Annotated in this window: 15 protein-coding genes; 10 read left to right on the forward strand and 5 right to left on the reverse strand. The window is 66.9% G+C overall.

Annotated features, from left to right (window positions below; translation table 11 throughout):
- Nucleotides 1-74 precede the first annotated feature (74 nt).
- Nucleotides 75-440, reverse strand: a complete 366-nt coding sequence (locus EV650_RS36620) for a hypothetical protein (protein ID WP_134123720.1) — start codon at nt 438-440, stop codon at nt 75-77.
- Between the two features lie 161 nt (nt 441-601).
- Here EV650_RS36620 and EV650_RS36625 point away from each other — a divergent pair, with 161 nt between their 5' ends.
- Both EV650_RS36625 and EV650_RS36630 read left to right on the forward strand, forming a co-directional pair.
- Nucleotides 602-1,198: a helix-turn-helix domain-containing protein gene (locus EV650_RS36625; protein WP_134123721.1), complete on the forward strand. Its 597-nt coding sequence runs from the start codon at nt 602-604 to the stop codon at nt 1,196-1,198.
- A gap of 20 nt (nt 1,199-1,218) precedes the next feature.
- Complete coding sequence (locus EV650_RS36630) at nt 1,219-2,502, forward strand: MFS transporter (RefSeq protein ID WP_134123722.1); 1,284 nt, start codon at nt 1,219-1,221, stop codon at nt 2,500-2,502.
- Here EV650_RS36630 and EV650_RS36635 read toward each other — a convergent pair.
- Nucleotides 2,432-3,535 carry a hypothetical protein gene (locus tag EV650_RS36635; protein WP_238174714.1) on the reverse strand — a complete coding sequence of 368 codons (1,104 nt, stop codon included), beginning with the start codon at nt 3,533-3,535 and terminating at the stop codon, nt 2,432-2,434. The genes EV650_RS36630 and EV650_RS36635 overlap by 71 nt on opposite strands.
- A 184-nt stretch (nt 3,536-3,719) precedes the next feature.
- On the opposite strand from EV650_RS36635, the gene EV650_RS36640 reads away from it, so the two are divergent.
- The 4 genes from EV650_RS36640 to EV650_RS36655 are packed head-to-tail and all read left to right on the forward strand — an operon-like array spanning nt 3,720 to nt 9,401.
- Entirely contained in the window at nt 3,720-4,682 is a 963-nt protein-coding gene (locus EV650_RS36640; protein ID WP_134123723.1) for a carbohydrate ABC transporter permease, read from the forward strand.
- Nucleotides 4,682-5,542 carry a carbohydrate ABC transporter permease gene (locus tag EV650_RS36645; RefSeq protein WP_134123724.1) on the forward strand — a complete coding sequence of 287 codons (861 nt, stop codon included), beginning with the start codon at nt 4,682-4,684 and terminating at the stop codon, nt 5,540-5,542. Before EV650_RS36640 ends, EV650_RS36645 begins: the two co-directional genes overlap by 1 nt.
- An 18-nt stretch (nt 5,543-5,560) precedes the next feature.
- On the forward strand, nt 5,561-6,871 hold the full coding sequence (locus tag EV650_RS36650; RefSeq protein WP_134123725.1) for an ABC transporter substrate-binding protein: 1,311 nt from the start codon (nt 5,561-5,563) through the stop codon (nt 6,869-6,871).
- A 10-nt stretch (nt 6,872-6,881) separates the two neighbouring features.
- Nucleotides 6,882-9,401 (forward strand): hypothetical protein, encoded by a 2,520-nt coding sequence (locus EV650_RS36655; RefSeq protein ID WP_134123726.1) that lies wholly within the window; start codon nt 6,882-6,884, stop codon nt 9,399-9,401.
- Nucleotides 9,402-9,582: 181 nt separating this feature from the next.
- Here the strand turns inward: EV650_RS36655 and EV650_RS36660 are convergent, their stop codons facing one another.
- Nucleotides 9,583-11,211: an acyltransferase gene (locus tag EV650_RS36660; protein ID WP_134123727.1), complete on the reverse strand. Its 1,629-nt coding sequence runs from the start codon at nt 11,209-11,211 to the stop codon at nt 9,583-9,585.
- Between the two features lie 115 nt (nt 11,212-11,326).
- Between EV650_RS36660 and EV650_RS36665 the strand changes: the two genes are divergently transcribed.
- The 4 genes from EV650_RS36665 to EV650_RS36680 all read left to right on the forward strand — a co-directional run bounded on the left by EV650_RS36665 (nt 11,327) and on the right by EV650_RS36680 (nt 15,851).
- On the forward strand, nt 11,327-12,400 hold the full coding sequence (locus EV650_RS36665; RefSeq protein WP_134123728.1) for a LacI family DNA-binding transcriptional regulator: 1,074 nt from the start codon (nt 11,327-11,329) through the stop codon (nt 12,398-12,400).
- 230 nt (nt 12,401-12,630) lie between these two features.
- Nucleotides 12,631-13,950, forward strand: coding sequence for an ABC transporter substrate-binding protein (locus EV650_RS36670; protein WP_202875224.1), 1,320 nt, complete (start codon nt 12,631-12,633; stop codon nt 13,948-13,950).
- An 88-nt stretch (nt 13,951-14,038) separates the two neighbouring features.
- On the forward strand, nt 14,039-15,019 hold the full coding sequence (locus EV650_RS36675) for a carbohydrate ABC transporter permease (RefSeq protein ID WP_134123729.1): 981 nt from the start codon (nt 14,039-14,041) through the stop codon (nt 15,017-15,019).
- A complete protein-coding gene (locus tag EV650_RS36680) occupies nt 15,012-15,851 on the forward strand; it encodes a carbohydrate ABC transporter permease (protein ID WP_134123730.1) in 840 nt (279 codons plus the stop codon). The genes EV650_RS36675 and EV650_RS36680 overlap by 8 nt, the downstream gene beginning before the upstream one ends.
- On the opposite strand, the gene efeB is transcribed toward EV650_RS36680, so the two are convergent.
- Together efeB and efeO are read right to left on the reverse strand one after the other, a co-directional pair.
- Nucleotides 15,852-17,102, reverse strand: a complete 1,251-nt coding sequence (efeB, locus tag EV650_RS36685) for an iron uptake transporter deferrochelatase/peroxidase subunit (protein ID WP_134123731.1) — start codon at nt 17,100-17,102, stop codon at nt 15,852-15,854.
- Nucleotides 17,099-18,238 carry an iron uptake system protein EfeO gene (gene efeO / locus EV650_RS36690; protein WP_134123732.1) on the reverse strand — a complete coding sequence of 380 codons (1,140 nt, stop codon included), beginning with the start codon at nt 18,236-18,238 and terminating at the stop codon, nt 17,099-17,101. The genes efeB and efeO overlap by 4 nt, the downstream gene beginning before the upstream one ends.
- Nucleotides 18,239-18,262 lie beyond the last annotated feature (24 nt).

Below are 18,262 nucleotides of genomic sequence, written 5' to 3' on the forward strand. Positions count from 1 at the left end.
GGACCGGATCACAAAAGGGTCTCGCACACCCACTGTCGCGACCGGTGAACTCATCGCGGTTGCGCCCGGCGGACTCATGGCAGCTTCTGGTCGTCGCCGAGCAATCCGAGGCCCCGGAGGCGAGTGGCGATGCCACCCTCCTGGCGGCCGAGCGCTTCGATCAGCTCCTCCTTGGTGGCGCCGTTGTTGAACAGCTTGACCAGCAGTTGCTCGTCGTCCTCGGTCCACTGGCGGAACGCGTTCGGGTGGGTCTTGCGGGCCCGCTCGATCCTGCGGGTCATCGAGCGCACGTTCAGCAGCTCGAGTGAGCGGATCCGGGTCTGGCGGTGGCGGCCGACTTCCTCGCCCTCCCGCCAGAACACCACCGCTCCTTCGTCGAATGTCATCAGGTCGGCCGGGACGTCGCAGTAGTCGGCGTCCTCGAGCATCACGCGCATCATCGCTGGTTCTCTCCGTTCTCGGGTGGATGCGTGGTCGACAGAGAAGATGCCGCGATCGCACCCGCCCGGAGACACCGATCCGAAACCTGTGGACAACCAATTGCAGAACTCCTTTGCAAGATCTCTTTGCAAAGAGCCTTTGCAGTTCTACGCTGAAGAGCATGAGCGACGAGAGCAAGCCCGACAGCGCAGAGCCGGCCAGGACGGTCCGGCTGGATCGGCACCTCGTCCGGGCGCTGGCACACCCGATGCGAAACCGGATCGTCGGGCTGCTCCGGGTCTACGGACCACAGACCGCCACGACCCTGGCAGGACGCCTCGGCGTCAACACCGGCGCGACCAGCTACCACCTGCGCCAACTCGCCGACGCCGGACTGGTGGTCGAGGACGACACCCGCGGCAACGCCCGCGACCGGTGGTGGAAGTCGGCCCACCAAGGGACCGAGTTCGACGCGGCCGAGCTGCTGGACCAGGAGCCGGAGCTGGCCCTGGGCTTCCTGCACGGCGTCGGGCAGACCTACACCGAGAACATCTTCGGCTTCATCGACGCGATGCAGACGATGCCGGAGGACTGGCGGGAAGCCAGCATGCTCTCGGACTATTTCTTCCACCTGCGGTCCGACCAGCTCGAGGCGATGATGCGCGAGGTCGTGGCGGTGCTGGAGAAGTACAAGACACCCGACCTCACCGCTCCCCTGCCCGAGGGCGCCGAGCAGGTGACCGTCCAGATCCAGGCCTTCCCGCGCGAGACGCGCTAACGGGACACGGGGTGAGGCAAATGAGCAACAAGGGAAACCGGGCGCCGCTGATCGCGTTCCTGGTGGCCAACGTGGTGTCGATCTGTGGCACGAAGGTCAGTGCGATCGCGATCCCGTGGTTCGTGCTGATCACCACCGGCTCGCCGGTCAAGACCGGTCTGGTGGCGATGGCCGAGATGGCGCCCTTGGTCGTCGTGAAGGCCGTCGGCGGACCGATGATCGACAAGGTCGGAGCACGCCGGATCAGCGTCGTCGCAGATACCGCGAGTACGGCGATTGTCGGCCTCGTGCCGCTGCTGCACACGCTCGGCCTACTGCACTTTCCGACGCTCCTCGTGCTCGTTGCGATCGCCGGCGCCTTCCGGGGACCAGGTGACTCCGCGAAGGAGACCCTCATCCCGGACATCGCCCGGGCGGCCAGGGTCCCGCTGGAACGAGTGACAGGCCTGGAGAGTACGACGGAACGCCTGGCCGGCTTCTTCGCGTACGCACTGGCCGGCGGACTCATTACCCTGGTCGGAGCTGTCAACGCACTCTGGATCGACGCTGCGTCGTTCGGCGTCTGCGCCGTACTCATCGCGCACTGGATCCCCAAGCTCGCCAAGCAGGAGACCACCAACGACACCGAGCAGGGCTACGGACAGAGGCTCCTTGAGGGCTGGCACTTCCTCCGCACCGACAAGCTGCTACTTCCACTGGTCAGCATGATCGCCGTGACCAACCTGCTCGACGCCGCGACCAGCACAGTCCTGCTGCCGGTCTGGATCAAGTCGCACGGCTACGGCCCCGGACACACCAGCCTGATCCTCACGTCGTTCGGAGTGACCGCTACCGCATTCGCCTTACTGGCTTCGGCAATCGGCGACCGGATCCCCCGCAAGCTGGTCTTCACAGTGGCCTTCCTCATCGCCGGAGCACCACGCTTCGTCGCGCTGGCGGCAGGCGCACCGATCTGGGCGCTGATGGCTGTGTACGCCGTCGGCGGCATCGGCGCCGGCTTCATCAACCCCGTACTCGGCGCGATCCGCGTCGAACGGATCCCCAGCCACCTGCTCGGTCGAGTCAACTCACTCACGAACGCGGCCTGCTGGACCGGCGTACCACTGGGTGGCGTAGTCGCCGGAGTGGCCATCGCAGCCGTCGGTTTCGCACCTGCCGCGCTCGCCGGTGGTGCGATCTACCTGATCGCGACCATGTCACCGGTGCTGATCGGCCGACACGAGAAATGGAAGGCTACACAGGATCCGACGGATCCTCCGGGAACGGCGGCAGATCCGGATCGGGTGGCAGTCGCAGCGTCCTAGCCTTCGTGGCGCTCTCCACCTCGCGCCGCATCCGGTCCCGCTCCGCCCGCAGCAGCCCGAGCATCACCAGGTCCAGCAGCATGCCGAAAGCCGCCGCGAACTGCGTAGCGGCGAACTGGAAGACCTGTGTCATCAGCAACGACACCAGCACCGCCAGCTCGAACAGCCGGACCGCCCTGGCCCGGTTGCCTTTCCGCAGCGCCAGAGCGCCCCGCACCGTAAAGGTGGCCGACAGCAAGCTCCCTGCGGTAACCCCCAGCACAGGAAGGTGATTGAGCCCATCACCGACGACGATCGCGATGACCAGAGCACCTACTACCTGCAGGGCCAGCACGGCAACGGCCACGCGCGGAGCCTTCGGGTGGGTGGCGAGCCGCTCGAACCAACGCTGCAACGCCTGCCAGGCCGCGTCGACCGGAGCGGCCAACTCGACCTCGTCGGCCGGGCAGGCCGCGAGTAGCTCCCGTGTCTCGCGCCGCCCCTGCACCTGCTGGGGCACAGCGCGCAGCAGCTCCGACGCCTCCGCACGGCGCCGCCGGGACAGCCCGCCGGCAACACCCTCGACCGCGTGGTCGATGACGTTCGCCAGCTCCTCACGCGGGTCGATCGGCCGCCGCGTGGTGAGGAACCGGAACCCGAGCACGATCAGCACGAAGACGACGTACACGATCGCCGCTGTCGGCTTGTAGAAGTAGTTGTTGTCCGAGGTGACGAACTTCCCCACCTCGTCGATGAACAGCCCGAACCCGATCCCGCCGACCGTCGCGGCGGCCGGCCGGACCACAGGGCCGACGTACCCGAGCAGCAGTGAGATCGCGATCAGCATGAGCAGACCGCCCGGCAGCACGTGGGCGATGTGCAGTCCCTTGCCACCGATCTGCGGATAACCGCTGAGGCTGAGCAGCAGCCGGGTCACCAGGACGGTCGCCACCCCGGACACCACGAACGTGGTCAGGTGCTCCCCCGAACGCACATTGCGGACCAGTCCGGCCCGCATCAGGTACGACGACCGCTCGGCGGTGCTGTTCGTCATTGGCGGGACGTTACCCGGGCGCCGGACTCAGCACAGGACCCAGAGCGTTTGAGACGTGTGAATACGAATCCACTGCGCTATTGCGCTTCGTCCAGCGGCGGCCTAATCTCTCGCGTAGCGGAATACCACTTCCACCAAGTGGTACCGCCGGCGCTTCAGAAGCGACTCCTGAGAGGAGGCCGCCATGAGCACGAGCACCGAGATCTCTGCTCCGGCAGGCCGCGAACCGACAGCCGAGGTCCCTCCCCCGCCCACCCGTCCCAGACCCGGCCGGCGCACGGACCGGGTCGCCTACCTCTTCCTGCTCCCCTGGTTCGCAGGACTGCTGCTGCTGACAGCCGCACCCCTGCTCGGATCGCTGTACCTGTCGTTCACCAAGTTCAACCTGCTGCAGTCACCCACCTGGAACGGCTTCGGCAACTACGTGAAGCTGTTCACCGACGACCCGCGCTACCTGCAGTCGTTGAAGGTCACCTTCATCTACGTCGCACTGACCGTCCCACTGCAGCTGGGATTCGCACTGGCCGTCGCCGTGATGCTGAACCGGCCGATGCGCGGGATGGCGTTGTACCGCTCGATCTACTACATCCCCTCGCTGCTCGGCGGCAGCGTCGCGATCGCGGTGATCTGGGGCCAGCTCTTCGACGACGACGGCGTACTCAACGCCTTCCTCGCGTTCTTCGGCGTCGGCGGCCGCAGCTGGATCTCCAACCCCGACACGGCCCTCTACACGCTGGTATTGCTCAACATCTGGCAGTTCGGTTCGCCGATGGTGATCTTCCTGGCCGGCCTCAAGCAGATACCGCAGGAGCTGTACGACGCGGCGTCGGTCGACGGCGCGAACGCCTGGCGACGGTTCTGGTCGGTCACGGTGCCGCTGCTGACACCGATCATCTTCTTCAACGTGGTGCTGCAGATCATCCAGGCGTTCCAGGCCTTCACCCCGGCGTACGTCGTCAGCGGCGGCAGCGGAGGTCCGTCGGACTCCACGTTGTTCTACACGCTTTACCTGTACCAGCAGGGTTTCACGAACCTGAACATGGGCTACGCCTCCGCGATGGCGTGGGTGCTGCTGCTGATCATCGCGATCTTCACGCTGATCAACTTCGGGCTCGCCCGCCGCTGGGTCTACTACGAGGACCGCTGATGACGACGCTCCAGCACGCTCCCGCAGCCCGGCGGCGGACCCGCAGGTGGCTGACCCACCTCGCGTTGATCGCGGGGACCCTGGTGATGGTCTATCCGCTGCTCTGGATGGTCGGCGGGTCCTTCAAGGACGAGTCCGACATCTTCTCGCAGCTCAACCCGTTCCCCAGTTCGCTCGACCCGCGCAACTACATCGCCGGCTGGACCGCGACCGATCCCACCTTCACCCGGTTCTACGTCAACTCGACGCTGATCGCGGTACTCGCCGTGGCCGGCAACGTGATCGCCTGCACGCTCACGGCGTACGCCTTCGCCCGGCTGGAGTTCCGCGGCAAGAAGGTGTTCTTCGCGATCATGCTCGGGTCGATCATGTTGCCGGCGCACGCGCTGCTGATCCCGCAGTACGTGCTGTTCTTCCACCTCGGCTGGGTGAACACCTATCTCCCGCTGGTGGTGCCGAAGTTCCTGGCCACCGACGCGTTCTTCATCTTCCTGATGGTCCAGTTCATCCGCACGATCCCGCGGACGCTGGACGAGGCCGCGATGATCGACGGCTGCGGCAAGGTCCGCATCTTCAGCCGGATCATCCTGCCGCTGACCGGACCGGTGCTGATCACCACCGCGATCTTCACCTTCATCTGGACGTACAACGACTTCTTCTCCCAGCTGATCTACCTGTCCTACCCGAGCAGCGAGACCGTGCCGGTCGCGCTGCGCCGGTTCGTCGACGCGACCGGCGACTCGTCGTACGGGCAACTGCTGGCCATGTCGGTGCTGTCGCTGGTGCCGACCTTCATCGTCTTCCTTCTCGCCCAGCGCCGGATCGTCGAGGGCATCGCCACGACCGGCCTGAAGGGCTAGCCCGAAAGGAACCCAGTCATGACCACAGATCTCAGCCGCCGGCGCTTCCTGCAGGCCGGACTCGCGGCCGGCGTCCTCGCACCGCTGCTGTCCGCCTGCAACCTCGACCCCGCGGCCAAGGAGGCGAAGAACTCGGTCCGGTTCTCGAGCTACGGGGACCCGACCAAGCTCGGCCTGCGCAGCAAGCTCGCGGACCAGTACACCTCGAGCCATCAGAGCGTGAAGATGGTCTTCGAGGGCACCGCGACCGCGGAGTACTGGGACAAGCTCGCCACCCAGATGGCCGGCGGCAACGCCCCGGACGTGATCAACATCGACGCCCCGCGGATCGGCCAGTACGGCGCAGCCGGAGCACTGCAGTCCCTGCAGAAGTACATCCCGGACACGATCGACACGAAGCCGATCGACCGCAACCTGCTCGTCCAGGGCCAGCTGAAGGGCGAACAGTTCGGCATCCCGGTTGCGATGAGCACCTACAGCATCGGGTACGACGTAACCGTGCTCGACCAACTCGGTCTGGAGCACCCGCAGGAGACGTGGACCTGGTCCGACTACGCGACCCTGGCCAACCAGATCCGGCTCAAGTCCGGCAAGAAGATCTACGGCGCGGAAGACCCCAGTGGGGACACGGCGTCGTTGCAGATCTTCCTGCGTGGCAAGGGCGAGGACCTGTACAAGGACGGCGCGCTCGCGTTCACCGACGCCTCGCTGACCGAGTGGTTCGAGTACTGGGCGGCGCTGCGAGCGACCGGCGGCACGATCCCGGCCGACATCGCGGCTCAGTCCAAGTACGGCGACTGGCCGACCAGCCCGTTGGTCAAGAAGCAGGCGGCGCTCGCGCACATCCAGACGCCCAACCTCAAGGGCGGTTTCCAGGACCTGACCAAGAACACCATCGACATCACCCTGCCGCCGCGGCACACGAAGGGCGGCAAGTGCGGGACTTTCCCGGCACCGAGCAGCTTCCTGTCGCTGAACGCCAAGAGCCAGCGACAGGACGACGCCGCCGCGTTCATCAACTGGTTCGCGAACGGCGCGGATGCCGCGAAGACGTTACGACTGATCAGTGGGCCGCCCGCCTCGGCCGCCGGCCGGGACGTGCTGTTGAAGGGCAGCGACCTGTCGGCGAGCGAGAAGCAGGTGCTGGCCTACACCGATCTGGCCTTGAAGAACTCCTCCGCCCCGCCGCAGGCCTCACCGGCCGCCTCGACCGCGGTCGGCGACCTGTTGCTCAAGGTCAGCCAGGACATCGCCTTCAACAAGATCTCGATCAAGCAGGCCGTGCCGAAGTTCATGGCCGACGCCGGCAAGACCCTCGACGGCAAGTGATTGGAGCCCTATGAATGAGCAGAACCCCGTCACCACCGGCCGCACCGCCACCTGGGCGATGGAGCAGCTCGTGCGCGCCCTGGCCGAGAAGGGCATCGCCGCCGGGAACCCACCGGTCCGGCTGGCCACCCCCGACGAGGTCCCCGCCGCGGACCTCCCAGCTGTGCCCGAGTCGTACGCCATACTCCGAGCCGCCGACGAGATCGTTGTCGTCAGCAACGACGAGATCGGCGTCCGCTGCGGCGTACTCGAACTCGCGGACCGAGTCGCCGCGGGTCAAGATCTCGCCGGTACGACGCCGTTCGCCGAGCAGCCCGCCGTACCCGTCCGGGGTGTGGTGCGCTCGTTCTCCAGCGTCGACGAGGACACATCCTGGTTCCACGACAAGCAGTTCTGGACCGAGTACCTGACCTGGCTGGCCGCATCCCGGTTCAACCGGTTCCACCTGGCGCTCGGCATGCAGTACAACTACGGCGCCGACCGTCGCGGCGCGACCGACAACTACCTGTGCTTCGCCTATCCGTTCCTGTTCGAGGTGGACGGCTACGACGTACAGGCCGAAGGGGTTGGCGCGGACGAGCAGAAGCGCAACCTGGACACTCTGCGCTTCATCGCTGCCGAGAGCAAACGTCGCGGGCTGAAGTTCCAGCTCGGGCTGTGGAACCACGCGTACGACTACGGCCGCGACTCGGTGCACCGGTACCCGATCACCGGGATCGGTCCGGACACTCATGCGGAGTACTGCAAGGCCGGTATCGCCAAGCTGCTCACAGAATGCCCCGACATCGACGGGCTGACGTTCCGGGTGCACTACGAGGGCGGCATCCCCGACCATCAGCACGAGATCTTCTGGCGGGCGGTGTTCGAGGGAGCGAACTCGGTCGGCCGACCACTGGAGATCGACATGCACGCCAAGGGCGTCGACCAGGCCCTGCTCGACGCCGTCGACCTGCCGAACCTGTCCCCGGTGCTGTCGGCGAAGTACTGGGCCGAGCACGTCGGGCTGCCGTACCACCAGGCCTCGATCCGGGCCAAGGAGACGGCCAAACCGATCCCGGCCGGCCACGAGATGAAGGGCATCACCGAGTTCTCCCGCCGCTTCACCCGCTACGGGTACGGCGACTTCCTGCGCGAGGACCGCTCCGTCGACCTGATGTTCCGGGTCTGGCCGGGAACCCAGAAGCTGCTGGCCTGGGGCGATCCCGCGATCGCGGCCGGGTACGGGCGGTTGTCGACGTTCGGTGGATCCCGTGGCGTCGATGTGTGTGAACCCCTGTACTTCAAGGGCCGCCACGGCAGCGGCGAGGTCGGTATGCGCGACCCGTACGTCCGCGAGGACCTCAAGCTGCCCGGCAACAGGGAGTGGACCAAGTACCGCTACGGCTACCTGTTGTGGGGCCGGCTGCTCTACAACCCGGATGCCGAACCCGAGACGTGGCGCCGCCACCTGCGGTCGACGTACGGCGAGGCGGCCGCGCACGTGGAGAACGCGCTGAGCCCGCTCAGCCGGATCCTCCCGCTGGTGACCGTGGTCCACGGCGTCGGCGGATCGAACAACGGCTACTGGCCCGAGGTCTACCTCAACCTCCCGATCTCGTCGCGGGTCGAGTCGCCTCACTACAAAGGGGACACCGATCCCCCAGCGAACTGGGGTGGCGTCAGCCCGTTCGACCCGACGACGTTCTACGGCATCGACGAGTACGTCGCGGCGCTGGCCGGCCGCAAGCTCTCGGCGAAGTACACGCCGCTGGAGGTGGCGTCGTGGATCGAGCGACTGGTCGCCGACGGACAGGAGGCCCTGGTCCGCGCCCAGGCGACCGCGGACCAGTCAGACCCGCAAGTCCGCCGGATGTTGATCGACCTGGAGATCCTGGTCCGGCTTGGCCGATTCTTCGCCGGCAAGTTCCGGGCCGCGGTCGACTACTCGATCTACCGGACCACCGAGGACGTCAGCTCGCTGGAGTCCGCGCTACGTCACTACCGGCCCGCACGGAACGCGTACGTCGAGATCCCCGCGATCGTCGACGGCGTCTACCAGCAGGACCTGCGGTTCGGAATCGAGGCGTCGGAACACGGTCACTGGGCAGACCGGGTCCCGGAGATCGACGTCGACCTGGCGGCGTTGGCCGCGGAACTCCAGGAGGCGTCGGGCACAGAACCGGCCGCGGCGTTGCTGGCGGCACCCGTCCGGCCGAGCACGCCCGGAGTGGAGCACACGGGGCCGGACGGCTTCGAGCGAGGCAAACCGGTCACGCTGTCGCTGGACGTCGTGGATCCGGACGTGATCGGCGCGACACTGCACTACCGGCACGTGGACCAGTCGAAGCCGTGGCAGCAGGTCCCGATGGAGCTGTCCGGGCAGACCCTGTCCGCCGCGATCGACGGTGACTACACGGCGTCGACGTACCCGCTGATGTACTTCTTCAGCGTGCGGCACCGGGCCGGTGGGCAGGCGCTCTACCCCGGTCTGGCGGCCGACCTGTCCAACCAGCCGTACGTCGTCCTGGGCTCGACGACCGTCAGCGGATGATCGCTGCGATCACGACGATCGCGACGAGCGCTGCCAGCACGACAGAGGTGATGAGTCGACGGCTCCGGGGGTCCACTCGCTCAGGCTAGTGGACCCCCGTCCGGGTCCTTCACACCAGTGGGTAGTTGCCGCCACGCCGGGGTGACCAACCTCACCGCGCGGCCGCAGGTGCCGGAGTGGTTCAGTGCAGGGTGACGAGCGGTTCGGGGCGGTGTACGCCGCGGGGGCGGTAGCCGAGGGCGTCGGAGAGGCCTAGGTAGTCGGACAGGAGCCAGATGATGGCCAGCCACATCTCGGTGCCTTGGAGGCCGGGGATCGCGCGGTCGTCGGTGCCGTCCGGCGCGAACGCGAATCCGGCGCCGTCAACCCAGCGGGGCAGGATCGCGCGCAGTTGCTCCTCGGCCCAGCGGCGACCTTCCTGCTCGCCGTACGTCGTCTGCTTGCGGGCCAGCCACAGCGGATGGATGACGTCCAGAATGTTGCAGGAGTTGTAGTTGTCACCGGTGAACATCCGCCGGTCGTTGCTGTGGGCAAGAACAGTGGCGACCGCCTGCTCCGGGTACGGCAGCGGAAGGCCGAACTGAGCATAAGTGCCGCGAGTGAGGCGGTAGAACCCGTTCACGACCTGCAGCCAGCCGTCGTCGGGATGCGGTTCGCTCCAGGCGCCGGTCTTCGGGTCTGCCCGGGTGAGCAGCCAACCCATCAAGGGCTCCAGCGGGCCGGATTCCTTGTGGTCATGGAGGTTTCGGGCGAGCGCCGTACCGAGGGCGTCGATGGCGGCACCGGCGGACCAGCCTCTCCTCGCCCAGGGCAAGTTGTCGAGCTCGTCGAGGGTGAAGTCGGTGGTGATCGGGTGCTCGAAGCTGCTGCCGAGGACCTGAAGCGCGTAGCCGACACAGAGGATGTGGTAGCTCGCCGGCCCTTCCAGGACAGCCAGTTTCGCGTCGGACGGCTTGTCCAGACCGTCGTCGGACAGGTCTCCCGGTGATACCAGTCCGGTGGCCGGATCCTGGCGGGCGCGCAGCCGGCGGACGAGGTCCTCGGCGGTGTGGCCGGCCGGAGTACGGCGTACCAGCAGGTCAGCGATCTCGATCGCGTCGCACCACGGCCGGATCTCGGGCTCACGGTCGAGACCGGGCCGGTCGACGAACCGGTCGCCGTCCCAGCATCGCTCCAGTACGTCGTCCACCTGCGAACAGGCCTTGGCGGCGAAGGCGGTCAATTGGGTGCTGAGGTCACCTGGCACGGGGGCTCCCGTTCGCGAGCGGAGGATGCGGGCCGGGTTGCCGGCCGCGACGGAGTTGGCGGGGATGTTCTTGGTGACGACCGCGCCGGCGCCGATGATGGTGTGCGGGCCGACCGTGACGCCGTCGAGGATCGTGACATTGGAGCCGATCCAGACGTCGTCGCCGATCGTGATGCCGAGGGCGGTGTGGGGTTGCTTGAAGATCGGCTGACCAGGAGCGGTGCCGTGGTTGAACGCGAGCAGCGACGTGTGCGCGCCGATCCGGACGCCGTCGCCGATCGTCACCTTGCCCCGAACGGCGGAGAACGGGTTGATCGTGGAGTCGGAGCCGAGCGTGATCTGCCCGGTCACGTAGGCATGCGCTGCGATGTACGAGCGCTCGCCCATCCGGAGCTCGTCGCAGTACACGGCGGCCGACTCCGCGACGTACACATCGGCGGCCAGCTCGACCGACCCGCCGAGCCGCGCCTGCCGTTCGGCCTGGCGATCGCGTTCGGCGTCGGAGGCCGTCCGCTTGTACTCCCAGGGCAGGAAATCGAGTCGCAACGGCTCAGTCGGCAGCATGGGAAAACGCTATCCAAAACACGGCGACCCCGCCAGTCCCGAAAAGCCGCTGCTAACCTCCCGTCTGTGCGGGGACCGACATGAACACTTTTCCGTCTGTGCGAGGTACCGGGCGATGACGAACGGATCCGTTCCGGACGGTGAGGCCGGCGACGGCCCGGCGAGCAGCACGCGCCGCAACCAGCGAGTCACGATCAGCGATCTCGCCCGCCGGTTGCACATCTCCAAGGCGTCGGTGTCCTACGCGCTGAACGGCCGGGCCGGCGTCAGCGAGGAGACCCGGCAGCGGGTGCTCAACCTGGCCGAGGAGCTCGGCTTCCACCCGAACTCGGCCGCGGTCGCGCTCTCGGCCAGCCGGACCCGGACGATCGGGATCGTGATCGCCCGCGACCCGGCGCTGATCTCGACCGAAGCGTTCTACATGCGCACGCTGGTCGGCATCGAGCAGTACCTGAACGAGGTCGACTCGTCGCTGCTGCTCCGGCTGACGGGCGAGCACGGCGAGGATCTCGACGTACTGCGGCGTTGGTCGCGGCAAGGTCGGGTCGACGGGTTCATCCTGTTCGACGAGCACGACGACGACCCGCGGATCCCGCTGCTGAAGGAGGCCGGGGTGCCCTGCGTGGTGGTGAGTTCGAACGCGCCGGACGACTCGGTCGGGCGGTTGATCAGCTCGCCGGAGGAGACCGTCACGCTGCTGCTCGACCACCTGGTCGAGCTTGGGCACCGCGACATCGCGCACATCAGCGGGCCGTTCACGTTCATCCACGAGCAGTTGCGGGTGCAGATCCTGCAGGAGCAGGCCGCGCTGCGTGGGATCGCCGTACGGCATGTCGAAGGCAGCTACCGGTACGACGACGGCGCCGAGCTCACCCGTCAACTGCTGGCCGATCCGAATCCGCCGACCGCGATCGTGCTCGGCAACGACCTGATGGCGGTCGCCGCGCTGCGGGTCGCGATGGACCTGGGTACGGCGGTGCCGGGCGAGGTCTCGATCGTCGCGTGGGACGACTCGCCGCTGTGCGAACTCGCCCGGCCCGGCATCACCGCGGTCGACCAGAAGACGATGGAACGCGGCCGGGCCGCCGCCGACCTCCTCCTCCGCATCGTCACCGGCGACGGAGAGCTGCACGAGGAGGCCCCCGCCGGCGAACTCCGCCCCCGCGCCTCCTCTGGCCCGGCAGCCTGAAAAGAAACCCGCTCCGGGCGCAGTTTGAAGACTGTGTGAAATCGGGTGGTTTCGGAGGGTGTTGGATTGCGTTTGCCGGGGTCACGGTAGAGGTTGGATGAGTCACGAGGTCGTAACGAAGACCCGTGAACTGAACCGGTTAGGGTTTCGAAACTTAACCGGTTAGGCCACTATGGGGCCGATCCGCTTCCGCAGGTCTGCGGAGGCTCGACGGGACGAGGGAGTCCGACGTGAGACTGCGTTCGCTTGTAGCCGCGGTGGCGGCGACCGCCATGGGAATCAGCCTCGCCGCCTGTGGTGGCGGCGACAAGAACGATTCCTCCGGCGGTGGTTCGGGTGGTGACCAGACGCTGACCTACTGGGCCAGCAACCAGGGCACCAGCCTGGACAACGACAAGGAGGTGCTGACCCCGGTCCTGCAGAAGTTCACCCAGGACACCGGGATCAAGGTGAACCTCGAGGTGATCGGCTGGAACGACCTGCAGACCAGGATCCAGACCGCGATCACCTCCGGGCAGGCGCCGGACGTGGTCAACATCGGTAACACCTGGGCGGCCTCGCTGCAGGCGACCGACGCGTTCCTGCCGTTCGACGGCGACGCGATGGGCGCGATCGGCGGGAAGGACAAGTTCGTGGCGACGGCCCTGGCGACCGGCGGCAAGGAAGGCACCGACCCGACCTCGGTTCCGCTCTACGGTCTGGCCTACGGCCTGTACTACAACAAGGCGATGTTCACCGCCGCCGGCCTGCAGCCGCCGAAGACCTGGGAAGAGATGGTCACGGACGCGCAGAAGCTGACCGTCCCGGCCAAGAAGCAGTGGGGCATGGCGATCGCCGCCGGCAGCTACACCGAGAACGTGCACTTCGCGTTCATCAACGCCGCGCAGAACAAGGCCGAGTGGTTCGACAAGGACGGCAAGCCGACCTTCACCGGTGACGGCAACGTGCAGGGCGTACTGCGGTACCTCGACCTGATGCAGAAGGACAAGGTCGCGAACCCGTCCAACGCGCAGTACGACAACGGCACCAAGTCGGTGAACGACTTCGCCACCAAGAAGGTCGCGATGGTCATCAACCAGAACAACGCCGACTCCTCGATCGTTGCCAACGGCATGAAGGCCGGCGAGTACGGCGTCGTGCCGTTCCCGGCGCCGGCCGGTGCCGAGCAGGTGGCCAGCCACGTCGCCGGTATCAACCTGTCGGTCTTCAAGAACACCAAGCACAAGGACGCGGCGCTGAAGTTCGTCAAGTACATGACGGACGCGACCACCCAGACCACGCTGGGCAAGCCGTTCTCCTCGCTGCCGGTGCTGAAGGACGCGAAGCCGGTGTTCACCACCGACGCGACCGAGGCGGCGACGTTCTCCGACATCTACAACACCAAGTCCAAGCCGCTGCCGCTGGTGCCGGCCGAGGACCAGTTCGAGAGCACCGTCGGCAAGGCGATGAACTCGATGTTCGCCAAGATCGCCACCGGCGGCACGGTCACGGCCGACGATGTGAAGGCGGCCCTGAAGACCGCCCAGGATCAGGTGGCCGCAGGTAGCTGACCCCGCGCTCAGTGGCCCGGACGACCTGTCCGGGCCACTGTCCGCGTCAGCCCCACCACCGATCCGACAGACAGGAGGCGACCAGTCGATGTCCGTCGCCACACAGGAAGCGACGCCGGCCGCCGCGAAGCCTGCGAAGAAGAAGACCAGGCGCGGCCCCGAACACCGGCCCGGCCTGAACCGGTGGCTGCCGTATCTGCTGCTGGCGCCGGCCGTGCTGGCCGAACTGCTGATCCACATCATCCCGATGGTGGTCGGCATCTGGATGAGCTTCATCAAGCTGACCAAGTTCTTCATCGCGAACTGGTCCGCCGCTCCGAGCGCCGGGCTCAACAACTACAAGGTCGCGCTGGACTTCAACAACGCGGTCGGTGAGGGCCTGCTGAAGTCGTTCGGCGTCACGGTCGTCTTCTCGCTGGTCACGGTCGCGCTGTCGTGGGTGCTCGGGATGGCCGCGGCGGTCGCGCTGCAGCCGCCGTTCCGCGGTCGCGGCATCATCCGGACCTTCTTCCTGGTGCCGTACGCGTTGCCGGCGTACGCCGGGATTCTGACCTGGAACTTCATGCTCCAGCGCGACACCGGTGCCGTGAACCACGTGCTGAACCAGCTGCATCTCAGCGACGGCCGGACGTTCTGGCTGATCGGCAGCAATGCGCTGGTCTCGCTGATCACGGTCGCGACGTGGAAGCTGTGGACGTTCGCGTTCCTCACGCTGATGGCCGGCCTGCAGAGCATCCCGGGCGATCTGTACGAGGCCGCGTCGGTGGACGGCGCCGGCAACATCCGGCAGTGGCGCAACATCACGCTCCCGTCGTTGCGGCCGGTCAACCTGGTGCTCGTACTCGTCCTGTTCCTGTGGACGTTCAGCGACTTCAACACGCCGTACGTGCTCTTCGGTACGGCGCAACCGCCGGCCGGTGACCTGATCACGTTCCACATCTACAACGCGTCGTTCCTGACCTGGAACTTCGGCACCGGGGCGGCGATGTCCGTGCTGCTGCTGATCTTCCTGATGATCGTCACCGGCGCGTATCTGCTCGTCACCGGAAGGAGGTCGCGTCGTGCGTGAGACCCAGGGGTTCAAGATCTACCGCGGTGTCGTGCTGATCGTTCTCGGCCTGTTCGTTTTCATCCCGCTGTACGTGATGATCACGTCGTCGCTGAAACCGCTGAAGGACGTGCAGGGCGCGTTCTCCTGGTGGCCGTCGAACCTGACGCTGGCGCCGTTCGTGGACATGTGGAAGACGGTGCCGCTGGCCCGGTACTTCGTGAACTCGACGATCGTGTCGGTGTCGGCGACGGTGTTCTCGGTCGCGATCGCGATCCTGGCCGCGTTCGCGGTGTCGCGGTTCCGGTTCCGCGGGCGGACCGCGTTCACGACGACGGTGTTGTCGACACAGATGTTCCCGGGCGTGCTGTTCCTGCTGCCGTTGTTCCTGATCTTCGTCAACATCAACAACTCGTTCGGCCTGCAACTGGTCGGGACGCGACTCGGGTTGATCATCACCTACCTGACGTTCAGCCTGCCGTTCTCGATCTGGATGCTGGCCGGGTACTTCGACAGCATCCCGCGCGAGCTGGACGAGGCGGCCCTGGTCGACGGCTGTGGTCCGATGGGCGCTCTGTGGCGCGTCGTACTCCCGGCAGCCCGGCCTGGCGTGATCGCAGTCGCGATCTACTCGTTCATGACTGCCTGGGGCGAGGTCCTGTTCGCCTCGGTGATGACAACCGAAGCCAACCGGACCCTGTCCGTCGGCCTACGCCAGTACTCCACCCAAACCAACATCTACTGGAACCAGATCATGGCCGCAGCCCTGGTCGTCAGCGTCCCCGTAGTAATCGGCTTCCTCCTGGCCCAACGCCACTTCGTAGCCGGCGTAACCGCAGGCGCCGTGAAGTAGTCAGACGAAGAGTTTTTCGCCCCAGTGCTCGCCGGGGGTTACTCCCGGCGGGCAGGCGAAGATGCCGGAGCCTACGTGGTGGATGTATTCGTTCATGGTGTCGCTCTTGGCGAGTTGGGTCTGGATCGGGATGAACTGCTTGCGCGGGTCTCGCTGGTAGGCGAGGAAGAACAGGCCGGCGTCCAGGCGGCCGAGGCCGTCCGAGCCGTCGACGAAGTTGTAGCCGCGGCGCAGCAGTTCGGCGCCCTTGTTGAAGTCGGGGTGCGCGAGCCGGACGTGTGAGTCGGCCGGGATCTTCGGGCGGCCGTCGCTCTGCTTGGCGGCGAAGTCGATCGTGTCGAACTCGTCGGCCTTGCCGAGCGGGGCGCCGGTGCCCTTGCCGCGGCCGATGATGCCTTCCTGCTCGCCGAGCGACGTACGGTCCCAGATCTCGATGTTCATCCGGATCCGCCGCGACACCAGGTACGAGCCGCCGACCATCCAGTCCGGGCCGTCCTCGGGCTGCACCCACACCTGCTGCTCGAGCTTGTCGGTGTCCTCGAGCTTGAGGTTGCGCGTCCCGTCCTTGAAGCCGAACAGGTTCCGCGGCGTCGTCTGCGCCCGCGACGTCGACGACGTACGGCCGAACCCGAGCTGCGAATACCGTACGGCGACCCGCCCGAACCCGATCCTGGCCAGGTTGCGAATCGCGTGTACTGCGACCTGCGGATCATCAGAACACGCCTGTACGGCGATGTCGCCGCCGGACCGCGTCGGGTCGAGGTCGTCGCCGATGAAGTGCGGCAGATCGACCAAAGCCTTCGGACGGTGAGCCGCGAGACCGAACCGTTTGTCGAACAACGACGGCCCGAACCCGACGGTCAGCGTCAACCGCGCCGGCGGCAGACCGACCGCCTCGCCGGTGTCTTCCGGCGGAGCCTCGTCCGGCCCGTTCACCGCGCCGTACTGACCGATGTCGCGTCCCGCCGTGAGCAATGCGGACGCGGCCGTCCACTCCTTCAGCAGCGCGATCAGGTCGTCCCGGCTGGTCGTGGTCACGTCGAACGCGGCGAAGTGCAACCGGTCCTGGACCGGAGTGATGATCCCGGCCTGCCGCGGACCGTGGAACTCGACCGGACCGTTGTTGTCCGCGGCCTGCGACGGCTCACTGGCCAGCGCCGAGTGAGCGGCGTACCCGGCGACACCGGTCGCGACTGCCGCTCCGGCCGCGCCGAACAGGCCGCGGCGAGAGATTCCTTTGCGTTCGGTCATTTCTTCGCAATCACTCCTGCGACCTTGCTGACCGGCTCGGCCAGCCCGTCGACCACGATGCTGAGCTGCTTCTCCGCGGCCGCGTTCAGGTTGTACAGCTGGAAGCCGTCACCCTGGCGGTACTTGCCGACCGCGGCGAAGACCGCCTTGAAGTTGGTGTCGAGCGTGCTGACCAGCGCCGCGTCGCGCTTCTGCAGCGCCGGGCGGAGCGCCTGCACCGCAGCCTGCGAACCCTCGACGTTGGCCTGGAAGTCCCACAGGTCGGTGTGCGAGTAGCGGTCCTCCTCGCCACCGATCTTGCCGGTCGCGACCTCGTCGAGCAGTTCCTTGGCGCCGTTGGCCAGCTGCAGCGGGGTCAGCTTCACGGTCTTGCTCTTCACCACCAGCGTCTTCACGTCGGTCAGCAGCTGGTCGGCGTACTTCTCCATGCCCTTGGTGGTGTTCCCGACCCAGAGCCCCTGCTCGATCCGGTGGAAACCGGTCCACTGGGCGCCCGGCTCGACGTCGTTCACGCGGGCGTCGATCTTCGGGTCGAGGTCGCCGAACGACTCCGCGACCGGCTCCATCCGCTCGTAGTACGTGCGGGCGACCGGGAACAGCGCCTTCGCCTTGGCGAGGTCGCCGCCCTTGACCGCGGTGACGAACTCGGTCGTCTTCTGCTCCAGCGCGACCGCCTGCGAGTTGATGTACCGCCCGTAGCTCTCGGTGGCCTGCTTCAGCAGGGTGTCCTCGTCGACCTGCGCGGGCGCGTCACCGGTAACGGTGAGGTCGCCGCGGATCCCGTCGCCGACCATGCCCGGCTTGCAGACCGCCTGGTACTTACCGGTCGGCAGCTCGACGATCAGGTCCCGCTTCAGGCCCGGTCCGATGTTCTCGACCTCGCCCATCACCCGGTCCCCGTCGGCGTACACGTAGAACTCGGTGATCTTGCTGCCGCCGTTCGACACCGAGAACGTGCTGGTGCCGGATTTCACGTCGCGGCGGCTCAGGTCACAGCCCGAGTCGGACGCCTGCACCGACACCGGGCCGGTGCCGTCGTCCTTCGCGGCGGGCGCGTCCTTCGCGCACGCGGTCAGCGCACCGAGACTGATGACGACGCCGAGGACGGCGGCCCGACGGGGCAATGAGCTGGACATGGTTCTCCTGAGCGGGGATGTGAG

Origin of the sequence: Kribbella kalugense (assembly GCF_004365875.1) — a bacterium.
Taxonomy (GTDB): Bacteria; Actinomycetota; Actinomycetes; order Propionibacteriales; family Kribbellaceae; genus Kribbella; species Kribbella kalugense.